The 18,263-nt window shown below is 63.7% G+C and carries 14 protein-coding genes; 6 read left to right on the forward strand and 8 right to left on the reverse strand.

The window, feature by feature from the left end:
• The first annotated feature begins 81 nt into the window (after positions 1-81).
• From hrpA to J4D28_RS18540, 5 genes are all read left to right on the forward strand, one after another.
• Entirely contained in the window at positions 82-3,975 is a 3,894-nt protein-coding gene (gene hrpA, locus J4D28_RS18520; RefSeq protein WP_103331384.1) for an ATP-dependent RNA helicase HrpA, read from the forward strand.
• Between the two features lie 336 nt (positions 3,976-4,311).
• Entirely contained in the window at positions 4,312-5,433 is a 1,122-nt protein-coding gene (locus J4D28_RS18525; protein WP_009047592.1) for a beta-ketoacyl-ACP synthase III, read from the forward strand.
• A 102-nt stretch (positions 5,434-5,535) separates the two neighbouring features.
• Positions 5,536-6,150, forward strand: coding sequence for an RNA polymerase sigma factor (locus J4D28_RS18530; protein ID WP_009047593.1), 615 nt, complete (start codon positions 5,536-5,538; stop codon positions 6,148-6,150).
• On the forward strand, positions 6,144-6,377 hold the full coding sequence (locus tag J4D28_RS18535; RefSeq protein ID WP_009047594.1) for an anti-sigma factor: 234 nt from the start codon (positions 6,144-6,146) through the stop codon (positions 6,375-6,377). Before J4D28_RS18530 ends, J4D28_RS18535 begins: the two co-directional genes overlap by 7 nt.
• A gap of 443 nt (positions 6,378-6,820) precedes the next feature.
• On the forward strand, positions 6,821-8,164 hold the full coding sequence (locus tag J4D28_RS18540; RefSeq protein WP_009047595.1) for an OprO/OprP family phosphate-selective porin: 1,344 nt from the start codon (positions 6,821-6,823) through the stop codon (positions 8,162-8,164).
• Positions 8,165-8,260: 96 nt separating this feature from the next.
• On the opposite strand, the gene mtr is transcribed toward J4D28_RS18540, so the two are convergent.
• From mtr to J4D28_RS18580, 8 genes are all read right to left on the reverse strand, one after another.
• The gene (gene mtr, locus J4D28_RS18545) at positions 8,261-9,538 is read right to left on the reverse strand and encodes a tryptophan permease (protein ID WP_029526995.1); all 1,278 of its coding nucleotides are present in this window, start codon (positions 9,536-9,538) and stop codon (positions 8,261-8,263) included.
• A 97-nt stretch (positions 9,539-9,635) separates the two neighbouring features.
• Complete coding sequence (locus tag J4D28_RS18550) at positions 9,636-10,979, reverse strand: amidase family protein (RefSeq protein WP_103331383.1); 1,344 nt, start codon at positions 10,977-10,979, stop codon at positions 9,636-9,638.
• A gap of 36 nt (positions 10,980-11,015) precedes the next feature.
• The gene (locus tag J4D28_RS18555) at positions 11,016-12,725 is read right to left on the reverse strand and encodes an NAD(P)/FAD-dependent oxidoreductase (RefSeq protein ID WP_103331382.1); all 1,710 of its coding nucleotides are present in this window, start codon (positions 12,723-12,725) and stop codon (positions 11,016-11,018) included.
• Between the two features lie 18 nt (positions 12,726-12,743).
• Entirely contained in the window at positions 12,744-13,214 is a 471-nt protein-coding gene (locus tag J4D28_RS18560) for an aromatic-ring-hydroxylating dioxygenase subunit beta (RefSeq protein WP_009047599.1), read from the reverse strand.
• Positions 13,207-14,508 carry a Rieske 2Fe-2S domain-containing protein gene (locus J4D28_RS18565; protein ID WP_028681881.1) on the reverse strand — a complete coding sequence of 434 codons (1,302 nt, stop codon included), beginning with the start codon at positions 14,506-14,508 and terminating at the stop codon, positions 13,207-13,209. The genes J4D28_RS18560 and J4D28_RS18565 overlap by 8 nt, the downstream gene beginning before the upstream one ends.
• Before the next feature lie 13 nt (positions 14,509-14,521).
• Positions 14,522-15,469, reverse strand: coding sequence for a flavin reductase family protein (locus J4D28_RS18570; RefSeq protein WP_063428905.1), 948 nt, complete (start codon positions 15,467-15,469; stop codon positions 14,522-14,524).
• Positions 15,470-15,483: 14 nt separating this feature from the next.
• The gene (locus J4D28_RS18575) at positions 15,484-15,885 is read right to left on the reverse strand and encodes a hypothetical protein (protein WP_028681883.1); all 402 of its coding nucleotides are present in this window, start codon (positions 15,883-15,885) and stop codon (positions 15,484-15,486) included.
• Positions 15,866-17,233: an MFS transporter gene (locus J4D28_RS18580; RefSeq protein WP_028681884.1), complete on the reverse strand. Its 1,368-nt coding sequence runs from the start codon at positions 17,231-17,233 to the stop codon at positions 15,866-15,868. The genes J4D28_RS18575 and J4D28_RS18580 overlap by 20 nt, the downstream gene beginning before the upstream one ends.
• Positions 17,234-17,352: 119 nt before the next feature.
• Between J4D28_RS18580 and J4D28_RS18585 the strand changes: the two genes are divergently transcribed.
• Positions 17,353-18,240 carry a LysR family transcriptional regulator gene (locus J4D28_RS18585; RefSeq protein WP_029526997.1) on the forward strand — a complete coding sequence of 296 codons (888 nt, stop codon included), beginning with the start codon at positions 17,353-17,355 and terminating at the stop codon, positions 18,238-18,240.
• Positions 18,241-18,263 lie beyond the last annotated feature (23 nt).

Raw genomic sequence — 18,263 nt, forward strand, 5'->3', positions numbered from 1 at the left:
AGGCAAGTTACAAGCGGCAAGCTAAAAGCGTAAAGCTGCGTTAATCTTGCGGCTTTTCGCTTGAAGCTTGTAGCTGCCTTTATGACCGACCAACTGCTGAAAAACCTCGACCAAGCCATGCTCGCCGACCGCCACCGGTTGCGCCGGCAGCTGCTTGAGCTGCGCAAGAAACCCGACGAGGCCAAGCTTGGGCAGTGGGTCGAACGCATGCAGGCGTCCTGCGCCCAGGTGGCGGCGCGGCGCGCCAGCGTGCCGTCGATTCGCTACGACGACAGCCTGCCGATCGCCGCCAAGCGCGACGAGATCAAGGCGGCGCTGCAAAAGCACCAGGTGCTGATCATTGCCGGCGAAACTGGCTCGGGTAAAACCACCCAGCTGCCGAAGATCTGCCTGGAAATCGGTCGCGGCCAGCACGGCCTGATCGGTCATACCCAGCCTCGGCGGATCGCCGCGCGCAGCGTGGCCAGCCGGGTCGCCGAAGAGCTGGCGACGCCGCTAGGTGCCCTGGTGGGTTACCAGGTGCGCTTCGAGGACCAGAGCGACTCGAACACCCTGATCAAGCTGATGACCGACGGCATCCTGCTGGCGGAAACCCAGAACGACCGCTACCTGGAACGCTACGACACGATCATCGTCGACGAAGCCCACGAGCGCAGCCTGAACATCGACTTCCTGCTGGGCTACCTGAAGACCCTGCTGCCGCGGCGTCCGGACCTCAAGGTCATCATCACCTCGGCGACCATCGACCTGGAGCGCTTCTCCAAGCATTTCGACGACGCGCCGATCGTCGAGGTCTCCGGCCGTACCTTCCCGGTGGAAACCTGGTACCGCCCGCTGACCCTGGAGCAGGACGAAGAGGGCAACCGGGTCGAGGACGACCTGACGGTGGACCAGGCGATCCTCGCCACCCTCGACGAAATCGCCGCCCATGAGCGCAGCGAGCGTCGCAGCCCGGGTGACGTGCTGGTGTTCCTGCCGGGCGAGCGGGAGATTCGCGACGCCGCCGAGATGCTGCGCAAGGCCCAGCTCAAGCACACCGAAATCCTGCCGTTGTATGCGCGCCTGTCGCCGCCTGAGCAACAGCGGATTTTCCAGTCGCACCCGGGCCGCAGGGTGGTACTGGCGACCAACGTCGCCGAGACCTCGTTGACCGTGCCGGGCATCCGCTACGTGATCGACAGCGGCACCGCGCGCATCAGCCGCTACAGCTACCGGGCCAAGGTCCAGCGCCTGCCCATCGAGGCGATTTCCCAGGCCAGCGCCAACCAGCGTAAAGGCCGCTGCGGCCGGGTCGAGCCGGGCATCTGCGTGCGCCTGTACAGCGAAGAAGATTTCAACGGCCGTCCGGAATTCACCGACCCGGAGATCCTGCGTACCAACCTGGCGGCGGTGATCCTGCAGATGCTCCATCTGCGCCTCGGTGAAATCACCGCGTTCCCCTTTATCGAGCCGCCGGATGGCAAGGCCATCAGCGACGGTTTCAACCTGCTGCAAGAACTCTCGGCTGTGGACCGCAACAGCCAGCTGACGCCGCTGGGTCGCCAATTGGCGCGGCTGCCGGTGGACCCGCGCATGGGCCGCATGCTGCTGGAAGCGGCGAAGCTGGGCAGCCTGCAGGAAGTGCTGATCGTCGCCAGCGCCATGTCGATCCAGGACCCGCGCGAGCGGCCGCCGGAGCGCCAGCAGGCGGCCGACCAGGCCCACGCGCAATGGAAGGACGCCGACTCGGATTTCGCCGGGCTGGTCAATCTGTGGCGCGGTTTCGAAGAGCAGCGCCAGGCGCTGACCGCCAGCCCGCTGCGTAACTGGTGCCGCAAGAATTTCCTCAACTACTTGCGCCTGCGCGAGTGGCGCGACTCCCACCGCCAGTTGAGCCTGATCTGCCGCGACCTGCAGCTGAGCCTGAACAAGGAGCCGGCCGACTATCCGAAACTGCACAAGGCGGTGCTGGTCGGCCTGCTGAGCCAGATCGGCCAGAAGACCGAGGAGGGCGACTACCTCGGTGCCCGTCAGCGGCGCTTCTGGGTGCATCCGTCGTCGGGTCTTGGCAAGAAGCGTCCGCAGTGGCTGATGACCGCCGAGCTGGTGGAAACCACCAAGCTCTATGCGCGCATGGTGGCGAAGATCGAACCGGACTGGATCGAGCCGCTGGCCGGGCACCTGATCAAGAAAAACCACTTCGAACCCCATTGGGAGAAGAAGCGCGGGCAGGTGGTGGCCTACGAGCAGATCACCCTGTTCGGCCTGATTGTGGTCGGCCGCCGCCCTGTGCATTACGGCCCGGTGGACCCAGTGGTGTCGCGCGAACTGTTTATCCGCGAAGGCCTGGTGCGTGGCGAGATCCAGTCGAAGGCCAAGTGCCTGAGTGCCAACACGCGCTTGCTGGAACAGCTCGACGAACTGGAAGCCAAGGCCCGGCGCCGCGACATCCTCGCCGACGAGGAAACCCTGTTCGCCTTCTACGACGCGCGCCTGCCGGCGGAGATCCACCAGACCGCGACCTTCGACAGCTGGTACCGGGTGCACAGCCAGAAAGACCCGCAGCTGCTGATCATGCGTGAGGAAGACGTGTTGGCCCGCGAGGCCAGCGAAGTCACCGCCATGCAGTACCCGGACACCTTGCAGATCGGCGATCTGGAACTGGCCCTGAGTTACCACTTCGAGCCCAACCATCCACGGGACGGCGTGACCCTGCGGGTGCCGGCGCCGTTGCTGCCGGCCTTGCCCGCCGAGCGTCTGGAATGGCTGGTGCCGGGGCTGGTGGAAGCCAAGTGCATCGCCCTGGTGCGCAACCTGCCCAAGGCGTTGCGCAAGAACTTCGTGCCGGTGCCGGACTTCGTCAAGGCGGCCCTGGCGCGTATCGATTTCGCCCAGGGCTCGCTGCCCCAGGCGCTGGGTCGCGAGCTGCTGCGCATGACCGGGGCACGGGTCAGCGACGAGGCCTGGGCCGAGTCGGCGCAACAGGTGGAAAGCCACCTGCGGATGAACCTGGAAATCGTCGACGCCCAGGGCAAGTTCCTCGGCGAAGGCCGCGACCTGGCCGAGCTGACCGCGCGTTTCGCCGAAGCCAGCCAGGCCGCCCTGGCCGTGCCGCAAACCGCGAAAAGCCAGCAGCCGGTGGAGGCCAAGGTGTTCGCTGCGGTGGCGGAGAAAACCCAGCAGAAGATCGCCGGGCTGTCGATGACGGTGTATCCGGCGCTGGTAGAAGAAGGCGGGACCGTCAAGGAAGGGCGTTTCTCCACCCCGGCCGAAGCCGAGTTCCAGCATCGTCGCGCCTTGCAGCGCCTGTTGCTGCAACAGCTGGCCGAGCCGGCCAAGTTCCTGCGCAACAAGCTGCCGGGGCTGACCGAGCTGGGCCTGCTGTATCGCGAACTGGGGCGCGTCGACGCCCTGGTGGAGGACATCCTGCTGGCCAGCCTCGACAGCTGCGTGCTGGACGGCGAGGACAGCCTGCCCCGGGATGGCGCCGGCCTGGCGTCGCTGGCCGAACGCAAGCGCGGCAGATGGACCGAGCACGCCGAGCGCCTGGCGCGCCTGACCCTGGATATCCTCAAGCTCTGGCACAGCCTGCAAAAACGCTTCAAGGGCAAGATCGACCTGGCCCAGGCGGTGGCGCTGAATGACATCAAGTCGCAGCTAAGCCACCTGGTGTATCCGGGTTTTGTCCGCGAGACCCCGGCGCAATGGCTCAAGGAGCTGCCGCGTTACCTCAAGGCCGTCGAGCTGCGTTTCGAGAAACTCGGCAGCCAGGTGCAGAAGGACCGGGTCTGGAGTACCGAACTGGCCGGCCTGTGGAACCAGTACCAGGCCCGCGCCGGCAAACATGCCCAGGAAGGCAAGCGCGACCCGCAGCTGGAGCTGTACCGCTGGTGGCTGGAGGAATATCGAGTGTCGCTGTTCGCCCAGCAACTGGGCACCAAGGCGCCGATTTCCGACAAGCGTCTGAACAAGCAGTGGAGCCAGGTGGAAGCCTGATACGACGCCTGTAGCCGCTGCCGCAGGCTGCGATAAGGTCCGAAGGACCTTCCCGCGATCTCAGGGAGCACGCCCTCTTCGAGGTCGATCGCAGCCTGCGGCAGCGGCTACAGCGATCTGTGATGGCGGCGATTACGCTTGCCGATGGGGCCAAATGCCGGCGTTTATGGCAAACTTCGCCGTTATAAATGCCGGCCCCGCGGTTTTGAGCGTTCGCCGCCCGGGCAAAGCGGAATAAAGCGATGTCAGGTCCTATTCCGCCAGTCGGGATAGACCATTTACGGTTTGGTACGACGGTGCCAATACCTTCTGCCTGAACAGAATAGAGGAACGACCGTGCATAACGTCGTCATCAGCGGCACTGGCCTGTACACCCCGGCCAACAGCATCTCCAACGAAGAGCTGGTGGAGTCTTTCAACACCTACGTGCATCAGTTCAACGCCGACAACGCGCAAGCGATCGAGCGCGGCGACGTTCAGGCCCTGACCGAATCCAGCGCGGCCTTCATCGAGAAGGCCTCCGGCATCAAAAGCCGCTTTGTCATGGACAAGGACGGCATCCTCGATCCGCAGCGCATGACCCCGCGTCTGCCCGAGCGTTCCAACGACGAATGGTCGGTGCTCTGCCAGATGGCCATCGGCGCCGCCGAACAGGCCCTGCAACGCGCTGGCAGGACCGCCGCGGACATCGACGGGGTGATTGTCGCCTGCTCCAACCTGCAGCGCGCCTACCCGGCCATCGCCATCGAAGTCCAGGAAGCCCTGGGCATCGCCGGTTTCGGTTTCGACATGAACGTGGCCTGCTCCTCGGCCACCTTCGGCATCCAGGCCGCCTGCAACAGCGTGCAACTGGGCCAGGCCCGGGCGATCCTGATGGTCAACCCGGAAGTCTGCACCGGCCACCTGAACTTCCGTGACCGCGACAGCCACTTCATCTTCGGCGACGCAGCCACCGCGGTGATTATTGAACGGGCTGACCTGGCCACCTCGCCGTACCAGTTCGACATCATCAGCACCAAGCTGCTGACCAAGTTCTCCAACAACATCCGCAACAACTTCGGCTTCCTCAACCGCGCCGCGGAAGAGGGCATCGGCGCGCCGGACAAACTCTTCGTGCAGGAAGGCCGCAAGGTGTTCCGCGATGTCTGCCCGATGGTGGCGGAACTGATCGCCGAGCACCTGCAGGAAAACCAGCTGAACGTCAGCGACGTGAAGCGTTTCTGGCTGCACCAGGCCAACCTCAGCATGAACCACCTGATCGTCAAGAAACTGCTGGGCCGCGAAGCCACCGAAGAGGAAGCGCCGGTGATTCTCGACACCTACGCCAACACCAGTTCGGCCGGTTCGGTGATCGCTTTCCACAAGAACCAGGACGACCTGCCCAGCGGCTCGCTGGCGGTGCTCAGCTCGTTCGGCGCCGGTTATTCGATTGGCAGTGTGCTTCTGCGCAAGCGTTGACAGTCTTATGGATCGCAGCCGCTGAAGCGCTGGCCGTCGGCTCCTGCATGGCGCCGGCGGCGCTGGGCGGCTGTGATCCCTGATTCCGATTACGAGGCATGAATGTCCGCAGCTGACGACACGCAACTGCTTGAACGCCTGTTGGCCGGCGAGCAAAAGGCCTACAAGGAACTGGTCAGTACCTACCAGAGCGCGATGCGCGCCGTGGCCTACGCCATTGTCGGCCAGCGCCACGCCGACGAAGTGGTGCAGGATGCCTGGCTGTCGGTGGTGCGCAACCTGGCGGGTTTCCAGGGGCGCTCCAGCCTCAAGACCTGGCTGTTGACCATCACCGCCAACTCGGCGAAAAGCCGCTACAAACAGAACCGCCGGGAAGTCCTGCTGGATGACTTGCCGTCCCCCCATGGCACCATCGGCGACGAGCGTTTTTCTTCCGCTGACGGTCACTGGCTGGTGGCGCCGTTCGCCTGGCACGCCGACACCCCGGAAGCCCTGCTCACCGAGGCCGAGCTGCGCGAATGCCTGGAACACACCTTGCTGAGCCTGTCGGAACTGCAGGGCAGCGTGTTGACCCTGCGCGAGCGCCAGGGCCTGGAGTTGGAGGAGATTTGTAATCTTCTGGACATTTCCCTCTCCAATGTCCGGGTGCTGCTGCACCGGGCGCGGCTGAAGATTTTTGCCACGGTGGAGCACTTCGAGGAGACCGGCCAATGCTGACCTGCAAGGAACAAGTGGCACGCTCCAGCGACTATCTCGATGGTCAGCTGAGCTTTCGCCAGCGCCTGATCCAGCGCCATCACCTGTTGTTCTGCCCCAATTGCCGGCGCTTCCTGCGGCAGATGCGCCTGATGCAGGCCACCCTGCGCAAGATGCCCGAAGCGCCTGTCGCCGATGTTGATGCGCTGGCCGAACGCCTGGCCGCCGAGCGCAAGCGCAACGCCTGATTCACCCGACCATCCTCCCGTAGCCGCTGAAGCCTCAAGAGCGCGACCGCTTCGCGCTCGTTCGCAGGCTTCGCCAGCGGCTACACCAACGCCTGCAAGGCATACCAATTCCTGTAGCCGCTGCCGCAGGCTGCGATAAGGCCGAAGGCCTTCAGCGATCTTGAAGTCGCCGCGGCCGTTCTCCGAACACGGCCCGGGTCGATCGCAGCCTGTGGTAGCGGCTACATTGGATCCCGTTTTTTCCAAAATCCCCCGCCCAAGGCTCTAGTACAGGCTTTTTGCCTTATTTCGTTTGGAAGTAAAAAAGTTCCGCTGTCATCAAATCTTTATCTATCAGCAACTCCCCTGAAATAACCCGCCGCCAAGATTCCCTCCCAACACAAGCGGGCCTGACTCGCGTGTTTTTTCCAGCGCTACAGACCACCAATTAGGGGAAATCTTCGATGATCCGTAAGCACTTCGCCGGTTTTGCCGCCAGCGCCCTGGCCCTGGCAGTTACCGCCCAGGCTTTCGCTGGCACCGTCACCACCGATGGCGCCGATATCGTAGTCAAGACCAAGGGCGGCCTTGAGGTCGCCACCACAGACAAAGAGTTCAGCTTCAAGCTCGGTGGTCGCCTGCAAGCCGACTACAGCCGCTTCGACGGTGTCTACACCAAGAATGGTGACACCGCCGACGCCGCTTACTTCCGTCGCGCGTTCCTCGAACTGTCCGGCGTGCTGTACACCGACTGGGCCTACACCATCAACTACGACTTCTCCCACAACACCGGCGACTCCGATAACGGCTACTTCGACGAAGCCTCGCTGGCTTACAACGGCTTCAAGCCGGTGTCGATCAAGGTTGGTCGCTTCGACCCGGACTTCGGCCTGGAAAAAGCCACCAGCTCCAAGTGGGTCACCGCGCCGGAACGTAACATCGCCTACGACATGGTCGACTGGGCCAACACCCACCAGAACGGCATGGGCCTGCAAGCTTCCAGCACCTTCGCCGATTCCTTCTATGCCTCGGCCGGCGTGTTCAGCAAGGACACCGACGACACCGACGGCGACAGCGTCAAGCAGGTCAACGGTCGCTTCGTCTTCGCCCCGATGCACGATGCCGGCAACGTCCTGCACTTCGGTGTGAACGTGGCTTCGCGCGATGTCTCCGACACCGCTTTCGACTCCCGTTATCGCACCCGCATGGGCATGCGTGGCGTCGAGACCCTGGGTGGTAACGATGCCGGCACCAACGGCAACCGTCCGGTGCTGGGCGGCAGCTCCAGTTCGCCAGCCGGCTCCTACGACCGTGACACCGCTTTTGGTCTGGAAGCCGCGTTCGCCATGGGCCCGGCCTCGATCCAGGGTGAATACATCACCCGCAAGACCAAGGCTGATTCCAACGCCTACGAAGACATCAAGGGCCATGGCTTCTACGTGCAGGGCGCCTACACCCTGACCGGCGAATCCCGCGGCTACAAGGTTGGCAAGTTCGACGCCATCAAGCCGGCCAACAAGGCCTTCGGCGCCTGGGAACTGTTCTATCGTTACGACAGCATGACCGTCGAAGACGACAACATCACCACCGCCAGCCTGACCCGCGACGTCGGCGATGCCGAAGTCAAGGTGCACAACCTGGGTGTGAACTGGTACGCCAACGAAGCAGTGAAAATCTCTGCCACCTACGTCAAGGCCAAGACCGACAAGGTCACCAACGCCACGGCCGCCAGCGGTGGTACACCGGCCAAGCGTACCGGCGACGACGACGGCGACGGCTTCATCGTTCGCGCGCAGTACGTGTTCTGATGTCGATGCACTTGCTGTAAAGAGCTCTTTCTCATCCGTTAAAGCTCCTTTCGTTTCAGCCCCGCTCCGGCGGGGTTTTTTTTGCCCGGCTCCCGGCTAACGCCAGACCGGCAGCAGGTCGAAGCTGAACAGCAGGTGGGCCAGGGCATTGGCCAGGCCGAACAGCAGCACCAGGACGATCATCGGCGTGCCACCCCAGACCCGGTACAGCGGGCTGGCGAAGCGTTTGCGCGAGGCATGGGCGAGCAGGGCCGGGGTGATCACCGCCCAGACGGTCGCCGCCAGGCCGGCGAAGCCGATGGCGAGGATGAAGCCTTCCGGCCAGATCAGCGCGCAGCCGATCGGCGGGGCGAAGGTGACCAGCGCGCTTTTCAGGCGGCCCCGGGGGCTGTCGTCGAAGCCCAGGGAATCGGCAATGTAGTCGAACAAGCCGAGGGTGACGCCGAGGAACGAACAGGCCACGGCAAAGTTGGAGAACAGGGTCAGCAGCAGGTCGACCCGGGCGCTGTTGAGCATGCCGCCCAGGGCGCTGATCAGCACATCGATGGTGCCGCCCTGGCGGGCGATGTCCTTGAACTGATCGCGGGGCAGGGTGCCCATGGTGCAGAGCATCCACACCGTGTACAGGACCAGGGCGATCAGGGTGCCGATCAGCAGGCAGTTGCGGATGCGCTGCGGGTCCTTGCCGTAGTGCTTCATCAGGCTCGGCACGTTGCCGTGAAAGCCGAAGGAGGTCAGGCAGAACGGCAGGGTCATGAACAGATAGGGCAGGTAGTCCGGTTGCGGGTTGCCGCGATCGAGCAAAACCTGTGGCTGCACATGGCCGAGCAGGCCGCCGAAGGTCAGGAAGAAGGCAAGGATCTTGGCGCCGAACACCAGGGTGGTGATGCGGCTGACCGCCGCGGTGCTGAGCCAGACCACCAGGGCCACCGCCAGGGCGAACAGCAGGCCGCCGTTGCGCGAGGAAATCTCCAGGCCCAGGGTGTGGGCGGTGTGGCGGATCACCGAGCCGCTGGCCGAGATATAGGCATAGGTCAGGATGTACAGGACGAACACCAGGGTGGCGCCGTTGAACAGGCTCCAGCGCCGGCCGATCAGGTCGCGGGTGATGGTCGAGAAACTCGCCCCCGGCCGGTAGTTGAGGTTGGCTTCGAGGATCATCAGCCCCGAGTGCAGGGTGCAGAACCACGACAGCACCAGCACCGCGAGGGAGCCTTGGAACCACAGCCCCGACATCATCACCGGCAGCGAGAACATGCCGGCTCCGACAATGGTGCCGCCGATGATCATGGCGCCGCCGATGACCGAGGGCCGGCGTTCGGCGACCGTGCGATGGGAGGTTGAAGGGGATGAAGCGATGGACGTACCGCGCATGGCAAGGCCTGCAATGAAATTGTTATTGGAGGTAGCGAGGGTGCGCCTCGGGTAGCGGGAAACCGGCAGGCCGGCTCCCGCGCACCCGGGCGGCGATTCAGCGCAGGGCCAGCAGGCGGCTCAGTTGCTGCGCCATTTGCAGCAACTGGTGGTCCTGTCCGGGCAAGGCGTCGAACGACAGGCCTACCGGCAGGCTGCCCGCGGCGGCCACCGGCACGCTGACACTCGGCGCCGCCAGGTTGCTGGCCGGATCGGTGTTGCGTACGAAACGCTCGAAATGCTCCTGAGCGCCGCTGTCGCCCAGCAGCGGCGCGGTGCAGCTGACGGTCGGGTAGGCGATCAGGTCGAGCCGGTGCTGCTGGAACAGCCCGGCGTATTCGCGATCCAGGCGGATCTTGCTCATCAAGGCCTGCACGTAGTCCTCATAGGAAATGGCCGGGCTCTCCAACTGCGCCATAAGGGTCTTCTTGATCTGTGGGTCGCGGATCTGCGCCAGGATCTCGAGGAATCGCTCGCCGCAGCCGGCCTTCAGCAGGAAGCGCGGGAAGTCGATGAAGAACTCGAAGATCGGCAGCGGGAACTGGATGCTTTCGTTGATCTCGCCGATCAGGCGGTCGTCCACCGGCACCATCTCCACGCCCTGATCGGCCAGGCAATCGATCGCCGCGCGGCAGTCGCTGTGGACCTTGGTCTCCAGCTCGGACCAGAAGAACTGCTGGGGAATGCCGATGCGCAGGCGCTTGGGCTCGATCGGCGCGGCGCAGGAAGCACCGGTCAGCTGCCGGTGCACGAACAGCGCGTCTTCCAGGCTGCGGGTCAGCAGGCCCGGCGAGTCCTTGGTCTGGGACACCGGGACAATGCCGTCGCCAGGGTAGCCCCCGGTGCTCGGGCGGAAACCCACCACGCCGCAGAAGGCCGCGGGAATTCGCACCGAGCCGCCGGTGTCGGTGCCCACCGCGCAGGGCACCAGGCCGGCGGCCACGGCCGCGGCGCAACCGCCGCTGCTGCCGCCGGCGCTGTGTTGCAGGTGGCGCGGATTGACCACCGCGCCATAGCTCAGGTTGGCCGAGGTCACGCCGAACGACAGCTCGTGCATGTTGTTCTTGCCGGCGACCCGCGCGCCCAGCGCCTTGAAGCGCTGGACGATGCCGGCGTCCGTGGCCGGCTGGTAGTCGGCCAGGCCGGGCGTGCCGGCGGTGGTCGGCAGGCCGCTGGCATTGATGTTGTCCTTGAACGAAACCGGGATGCCGTAGAGCGGCAACTGGCGCTGCTCTGGCGTGCCGGTGTCGCCGCTGAACGCCTGCGGGGCGAAGCTGATGAAGCTGTTCAGGTGCCCGGCGTCGGCGTATTGCTCGAGCAGCGTGCGGTGCCAGGAGTCCAGGCAGAGCTTGCCCTGGCGAAACCCGTCAACGAGCGCTTCGATCGAAAGCTGGCTGTACATGAAAAAGTCTCAACGAAAGTCGGTGGGGGCCTGGGCTCAGCAATAGCGGAAGTGCGATTGCAGATCGAACAGCGGGTTGCCTTCCAGCAGTTCGCCACCGAGGCTGGCGATCACCGCGCAGGCGCCGTTCAGGGCGGTCTGCACCGCGCCTTCGGCCCAGCCGCCGGTAAACGAGCTGCCGCAGCCGGCCAGGTACAGGCCGGTGTCCTGCTGCGGGTCGAGGGCGGTCTTGAACTGGTAGAACAGGCGCTGGGAGTACAGGTCGTCGCCCGGGAAGTTCAGCTTGAACGCGCCCAGGGCCTGCTTGTCGGTGAGCCAGTCGTACTCCAGCACGTAACGCTGGTAGTCGCCGTCCAGCGGCACCAGGTGGCGGGCGAACTCCGGCGCGCTCATCGCCAGTTCGTCCACCAGGCGCTTGCAGCGCTGGACCTTGTCGGTCATCGAAACCATTTTGTGCGAGTCGTCTTCCCAGGTGTAACTGATCAGCACCACGCCCCAGGAGTCGGGATCCTGCGGGGCGTAGTCCAGGCAGTAGACGCCCTTGACCAGGGTGTCGGTCTGGATGTTCTGCGCCAGGCCATGTTTGAGCCAGAACTTGTCGCGGGTCAGGATGAACAGCTTGGACGAGCCGACCATGTGGGTTTCGTTGATCGCCCGGGCGACATCGCGATTGACGAACTGCTCGGCCTGGGTCAGGCGCATGTTGACTTGCAGGGCGCGGGTGGTGGCGGTGGTGATCACCCGGTCGCAGCCATAGGTTTCACCGTTGCAGCCTTGCAGCAGGATCTGCCCGTCGGCGCCTTTGCTGATGGATTCGATGCGGGTGCGGCAGATCCGGTCGCGCAGGGCGATGCCATGGAATTCCTCGTCGGCGATCCGCTCCCAGAGCGTGGAAATGCCGTTGGGCACCAGCCGCTGGTTGACTTCGAAGGCGTTGATCACCAGGCGCAGGATCTCGGTGAACGAGGCCCGGTACACCGACTGGAAACCACCCGAGCCGATGCCCAGGGAACCGAACAGGTGGAAGTCTTCCGGCTTGCGCCAGCGCTTGCCGCCCGGTGGGTTTTTCGAGGTGAAGATCTGCACCATGGCCGAGTAGAAAGAGTGATCGCCAAAGCAGTCCAGGTAGCGTTGCCACTCCGGCTGCACTTCGGCGTATTGCTGCTTTTCCAGCAGCTCGGTGAGCAGCAGCGGCGGCGCCAGGAAGGTGCCGTCGTCCAGGCGCACGCCCTCCTTGAGAAAGGCGTTCCAGCCGCGGTGCACGGTGTTGAAGATCGGCGGTGGATTTTCCCCGGCCGGCCAGTGGTGGGTTTCGCCGCGGTAGTGGATTTCAGTGTCGACCACGCCAGGGTCGGGGAAGGCCTCGGTGGTGCCGATGCCGAAGCGGTCCAGATAATGGAACAGGCCGACTTCGCTCGGCGGGAAACGCATGGCGCCCATCTCGGCGATGAACTGCGGTTGGGTTTCGTCGAAGCACTGGGTCAGGAAACGCCCGCCGAGGTGGTCTTTCGAGGCTTCGAACAGGGTGATGCGGGTGGCGCCGGCGCGCAGCAGTTCATAGGCCGCGATCAGGCCGCTGAGGCCGGCGCCGACGATGCCGATGTGCTTGTCGGCGATCGCCGGCGGCAGGTGGCCGATGGCCTGGGTGGCACGGTGCAGGAACTGCCCATAGTCGTACAACAGGTCGATGTTGGGGAACGAGCGGGTGCCTTGGGTTTCTTCGAAACCGGAGTGGGAGGAGTTCACAGGTAAGGGTCTCGGAAATCAGATGATGAGCTGCAGGCTTTCAAACGCGCGGGACGGATTGAGCAGGAGGACTTTCTTGCGCTGGATTTTCCACTGGCCGGCGAGGCACAGCAGTTGGTGCTCCACGGTCACCGGGTAATGCCATTCGCTGTCGCCACGGGCCTCGCAATACAGCATGGGGGTCAGGCAACGGGCGCTGAGGCCGTCCGGGTCGAGGCTGATCGCCGGCCGCTGGGCAATGTGCAGGCTGCGGCTCTTGGGCTGCTGCGAGAAATTGCGGGCGCTGGCCAGGCGGTTGATGCGCAGGGTGGTGAGGAAACGGTCCTCATACAGCAGGGAGGATTCGCGCAACGGGCAGGGTTGATCGTGGCGCAGCGGAATCCAGTAGTGGAAGTCGTCGCACAGCAGCTGTTGCCAGGCGTCGAAATCCTGTTGGTCGAGAAGCGCGATCTCTTGGTAGATCAGCTGTTCGAGGGGCGAGTTATCCATGGGCGGTCGATCCGTCTGGGGCCTGCATCAGCTGCTGCCAGGTGTTGTAGAAGTTGCGCATGGCCCGTTCGCTGGTGCCGGACACCACCTGGGTCTGCTCATGGGATTCACCCGGTTCGAACAGGCGGGCGACGTTCACCCAGTCGTTGGCCTGGCTGCGCAGCCCGTCCATGGCCCGTTCGTACATTTCCACGTCGTCGTGGGCGACCATCGAGCACGGCGAGTTGATCAGGTTGTTGTACTGCACGGTTCTTTCCAGCAGCTGCACCGGCGCGCCCACCAGCTCGAAGATCCATGACTCGACCACGGTCTCGCTGGCCGAGACCGGGCGGATCACCCGCAGGGTCTGGATTGGCCCCTTGACCATCAGGTTGGGGAAATACACGGTGTTGTGCCGGGTATCGTCGAGGATCGCCGCGGCCTGGGTTTCGCCGTAGCTCTCGACCATCAGCTCCCAGTAACCGGGGATGCTGGAATAGGCCTTGTGGATCGAGTTGCTGACGCCGGTATGGCCATGGCCGTTGGGCCAGGTGCGGATGCCCATGGCGCTGAAGAACTCGTAGGACGCCATGAACGGCGAGAACAGTTCAACGGCCATCGGCGGCTGGCCGTCATGCCCGGTTTCCTTCCACAGGCGAATGGCTTCGCCGGCCGAGGATTCGTGGGCGACCATCGGATGACAGGTGTCGGTCTGGTTGTCGACCACCATCTTCCAGTTGCAGCGATGGCGGTGCAGCAGGGGCTGGCCGATGGCGCGCAACTGCCCCTGGGGCGAGCGCATGACCATGTTGTCCAGGGTCGACAGCGAGTCGCCGAAGAACTCGCTAAAGCCGACGCCCTGTTCCTTCAGGCGCACGAACACAAAGCCCCGGTAGTTCTCCACCGCGGCCACCGGCTGCATGCCCTTGTGGGCGGCGCAGCTGCTGAGGTCGCAGTCGTCGTATTCCTTTTTCACCGGGATGCTCAGCAACTGGCCGTCGGTCTTGAAGGTCCAGGCGTGATAGGGGCAGCGGATAAAGCGCCCGACATTGCCTTGCGGCTCGGCCAGCACTTTCACGCCCTTGTGCGGGCAGCGGTTGTGCAGCACGACGATCTCGCCGTTTTTCTGCCGGACCATGGCCAGCGGTTGGCCGGCGATGTCGCCGGTGAAGAAGTCGCCGGTTTCCGGCACCAGGCTTTCATGGCCCAGGTAGCACCAGCTGGCGGCGAACACCTGTTGTTGTTCTCGCTCGAAGAGCGACGGATCAAGGAACAGCGTGCGATGCACTTCCTTGCCGTTGAAGTAGTTGTCCAACGAGGTTCTCTCTTTAGATGACCAGTTTCAGGCTTGGGCCTTTGGCCCGGGATACGCAGGGGTAGATCTTGTTGCTGCAGGCGGCCTGCTGCGGGCTCATGATGAAATCGCGGTGATCGACTTCACCTTCCAGCACGTCCAGCTCGCACACCCCGCATTCGCCGCGACGGCAGTCGTAGAGCGGCTCCAGGCCGGCCTCTTCGAGGGCGTCGAGCAGGGACTGGCCGGGCTGCACCCGCAGGTCGATGCCGGAGTCCGCGGCATGCACGGCGAAGCCGGGTTCGTCTTCCGCCAGGGTGGTGTTGAAGATTTCGAAGTGGATGCGTTCGCGAGGAAAGCCCAGGCTCTGGGCATGGCTGAACACGTCGTTGAGCATGTCTTGCGGGCCACAGACGTACAGGCGATCCCGGGGCTGCAACTGGCCCAGCACCGCGGCCACCGACGGGCGCCCCTCGGCCGAGTCGGAGCAGTGCAGGCTCAGGCTGTCCTGCAACAGCTCGCGCATCTGTGCGGCGTAGGCCGCGTCGTCCGCGCTCTTGGCGAAATAGTGCAGCCGCGCCGGGCGCTGCCGGGCTCGCAGATGCCCGAGGATGCCGGTCAACGGCGTGATGCCGATGCCGCCGGCGAGGGCGATGTCGGCGCCATCGTTGTCATCCAGCTGGTAGTCGAAGGCATTGAACGGGCCGTCGAGTCGTACCGAGTCGCCAACGCTCAGCTGGCGGATATAAGCGCTGCTGGGCGAGTCGGGGTTCAGGCGAATGGCGAACACCAGGCTGCCCTGGGGCAGCTCATGTTCGGCCAGTTCGACCCGGGAGTAGTGACGCCATTGCTCGAGTTGGGGAATCCACCATTTGAAGTGGGCCCCGGCGGTGGCCTCGCAGGGGGCCGGCACAAGAGGCGCCAGAGTGATTTCCTTGATGCTTGGCGAGAGCATCAGGCACTGGGTGATCTGGTAATTCATGGGGTGACTCGCTGTCAGCTTAACGGTGTTTCATGCAGGTACAGCCACTGGGCCGAGTGCTCATGGATCCGGATCACCACCACCGAGAGGCGTGAGGTTTCCTTCTGCTCCAGGCGATGGGTTTCCTTGTAGCGGATCGCCGCGCTGTGGCCTTCGTGCCAGACGGTGTGCATGTCGCTGACGAGGATCTCCAGGCCGGGGCGGGCACCGACGGCGCCGCGGAACATCTGTTCGACCTGCTCGCGGCTGACGATGGCGCCCGCGGTGGTGACCATGCTGAAGTGCTCGGCGAAGGCCGGCAGCAGGCGGTCGATGGCGGCGGCGCCGTTGCCGTCCAGGTCGGTGAAGACCGCGTGGATCAGCTCGTGGACCGCATGGATGCTGTGTTTGGCCTGTTCAACGATTGTGTTGTGCATGACATTCCTTTTGCGTGGTCAGGTTGCTCATCTGCAACAGGGGTAACAGACCCATCACCGCCGCGATGACGAAGGTCAGGTGATAGGCCGGGGTAGACGCCAGGCTGGCGAGCAGCAGGTTGTAGATCATCAGGAACAGCGCGGCGCCGATGCTGAAGGACATCTGCCGGTTGATGTTCCAGATCACGCTGCCCTTGTGGGTATCGGCACCTTCGAAGTCCATCAGCGAAGTGGTTTGCGCGGTGTTGGCGCCGATGCCGCCGCCGATGCCCATCAGGCAGTAGGCGATGACGATGATCGGCAGGTCGGCGGCGCTGTCGACCAGGTACAGGGTGGCGATGCCGGCGCTGTGCAGGAGCATGCCGAGGGTGAACAGGCGCCGGGCGCCGAAGCGGTTGTAGACCCGGCCGCAGACCAGCATGGCGATGAAGGCACCGCCGGCGTAGAGGATCATGAACATGCCGGTCAGCTTGGCGCTGAAGTGCAGGCTGTTCTGCAGGAAGAAGATGCTCAGCAGGTTGACCCCGGTGAACACCCCGGGAATCGCGTAGTAGATGAAGATCGAGGTGCTGAGCTTCTTGCTCTTGAGCAGGCTCAACTCGACGATGGCGTTGTCGCAGCGGCGGTAGTGCAGGACATACAGCACCACGCAGGTGACCCCCAGCATCAGGCAGCTCAGGGCGGCCAGCGGCGGGTAGTCGCCGCCGTACAGCGACATGCCCATCAGCAGGCTGCCCAGGGCCGCGCTGACCAGCAGCAGACCCTTGATGTCCGGGCGCGCCAGTCTGGCGGGACGGGCTTCCTTGATCCACAACCAGGACAGGGCGGCGGCGATCAGCGAGAACGGAATGTTGCTGTGGAACACCCAGCGCCAGGAGCTGCTGTCGACGATCACGCCGCCGATGGTCGGCGAGATGGCCGGGGCGATCAGGGCGACGGCCATCACCAGGGTGGAGATCTTGGCCCGCTGCGGGCCCTGGAACAGATTGAAGGTCAGGGCCTGGCCCACCGGGATCAGCAAGCCGCCGCCGATGCCCTGGACGAAGCGCCAGATCACCAGCTCATGGAAGCTGCCGGCCATCCCGCACATCCATACGGCGGTGCTGAACACCAGCATCGAGGCGGTGAGGGTTTCGCGGCTGCCGAATCGTCCGGCCAGCCAGGTGCTTACCGGAATGATCAGGGTCAGGCCGAGAATATAGGCATTGGCCACCCAGGCCACGGATGAAGTCGAGACGTGCATGTCATGGGCAATACTCGGTAAAGCCACGGCCGACATGAATATGTTTATACAGTCGATAAAGAATCCGATGAGGAATATAAGAGCCACTTTGTAGCGATAAGTCATATGATCTCCCTTTTGCGGCGGGATCATAGGAGCGATAGACCGAGGGTGTCGATACGCCTATACTTGAAACATTGTTTGATGGGATTTAACAATGATTTACAAAAACAGTGAGCTATAACATGCACACGCATCTAAATCGCGTCCAGACATTCCTGGCGGTTGTCGATTTCGGTTCCTATACCAAGGCGGCCAATTACCTGTGCATCAGCAAAGCCATGGCCAGCCTGCATGTCAAGGCGCTCGAGGAAGTTTTGTCGGCGACCCTGTTGATCCGCAATACCCGCAATATATCCCTGACGGAAATAGGCCAGGACTTTTATAACGAGTTCAAGGGCATTGTCGCGGATATCGACAATGCCTTCGAAAATGTCCTGCACGGGCATAATCGTATTTCCGGTAAGTTGCGTTTCAGTTCAACTAGCGAGTATGGCGAGCGCTATATACTGCCGATCATTTCCAAGTTCACCGAACGTTATCCGGAGATCCGTCTTTGTTATAACTTCAACTCTTCGTTGAATGATCTGGTGGCGGAAAAACTCGACCTGGTGATCCGCCTGGGCAACCTCGCCGACTCGGCTTTCAAGAGCCGCAAGCTGGCCGACTACGACATCGTCCTGGTGGCCAGCCCGGACTTTCTGGTGCGCCATCCGGTGGTCGAGCCCCTGGACCTGAACAGCGTGCCGTGGATCGCCAACAGCAACCTGCAAGGGCCGACCACCTGGACCCTGAGCCACCCGCAACTGGGCCAGGTCGAGGTCAGCGGGCCCAATCATTTCGAGTCCAATTCCTCCACCGCCATCCGCGCCATGACCCTGTCGTCCCTGGGGGTGTCGGTACTGCCCGGCTGGGTGGTCGAGGACGACCTGGCGAGCGGCCGGCTGGTGCGCCTGCTGCCCGACTACGCCTTGCCTTCGCAGTCGGTGAACGTGGTGTTTCCCAACAGTTCGCACCTGCCGCACAAGTCGCGGGCGTTCATCGATTTCCTGTTGCTGCACCTGGGGCAGTGATCGGCGATACTCGGCGCGTTCGT

This window comes from Pseudomonas sp. GW531-T4, assembly GCF_017349615.1.
Taxonomy (GTDB): Bacteria; Pseudomonadota; Gammaproteobacteria; order Pseudomonadales; family Pseudomonadaceae; genus Aquipseudomonas; species Aquipseudomonas chlororaphis_I.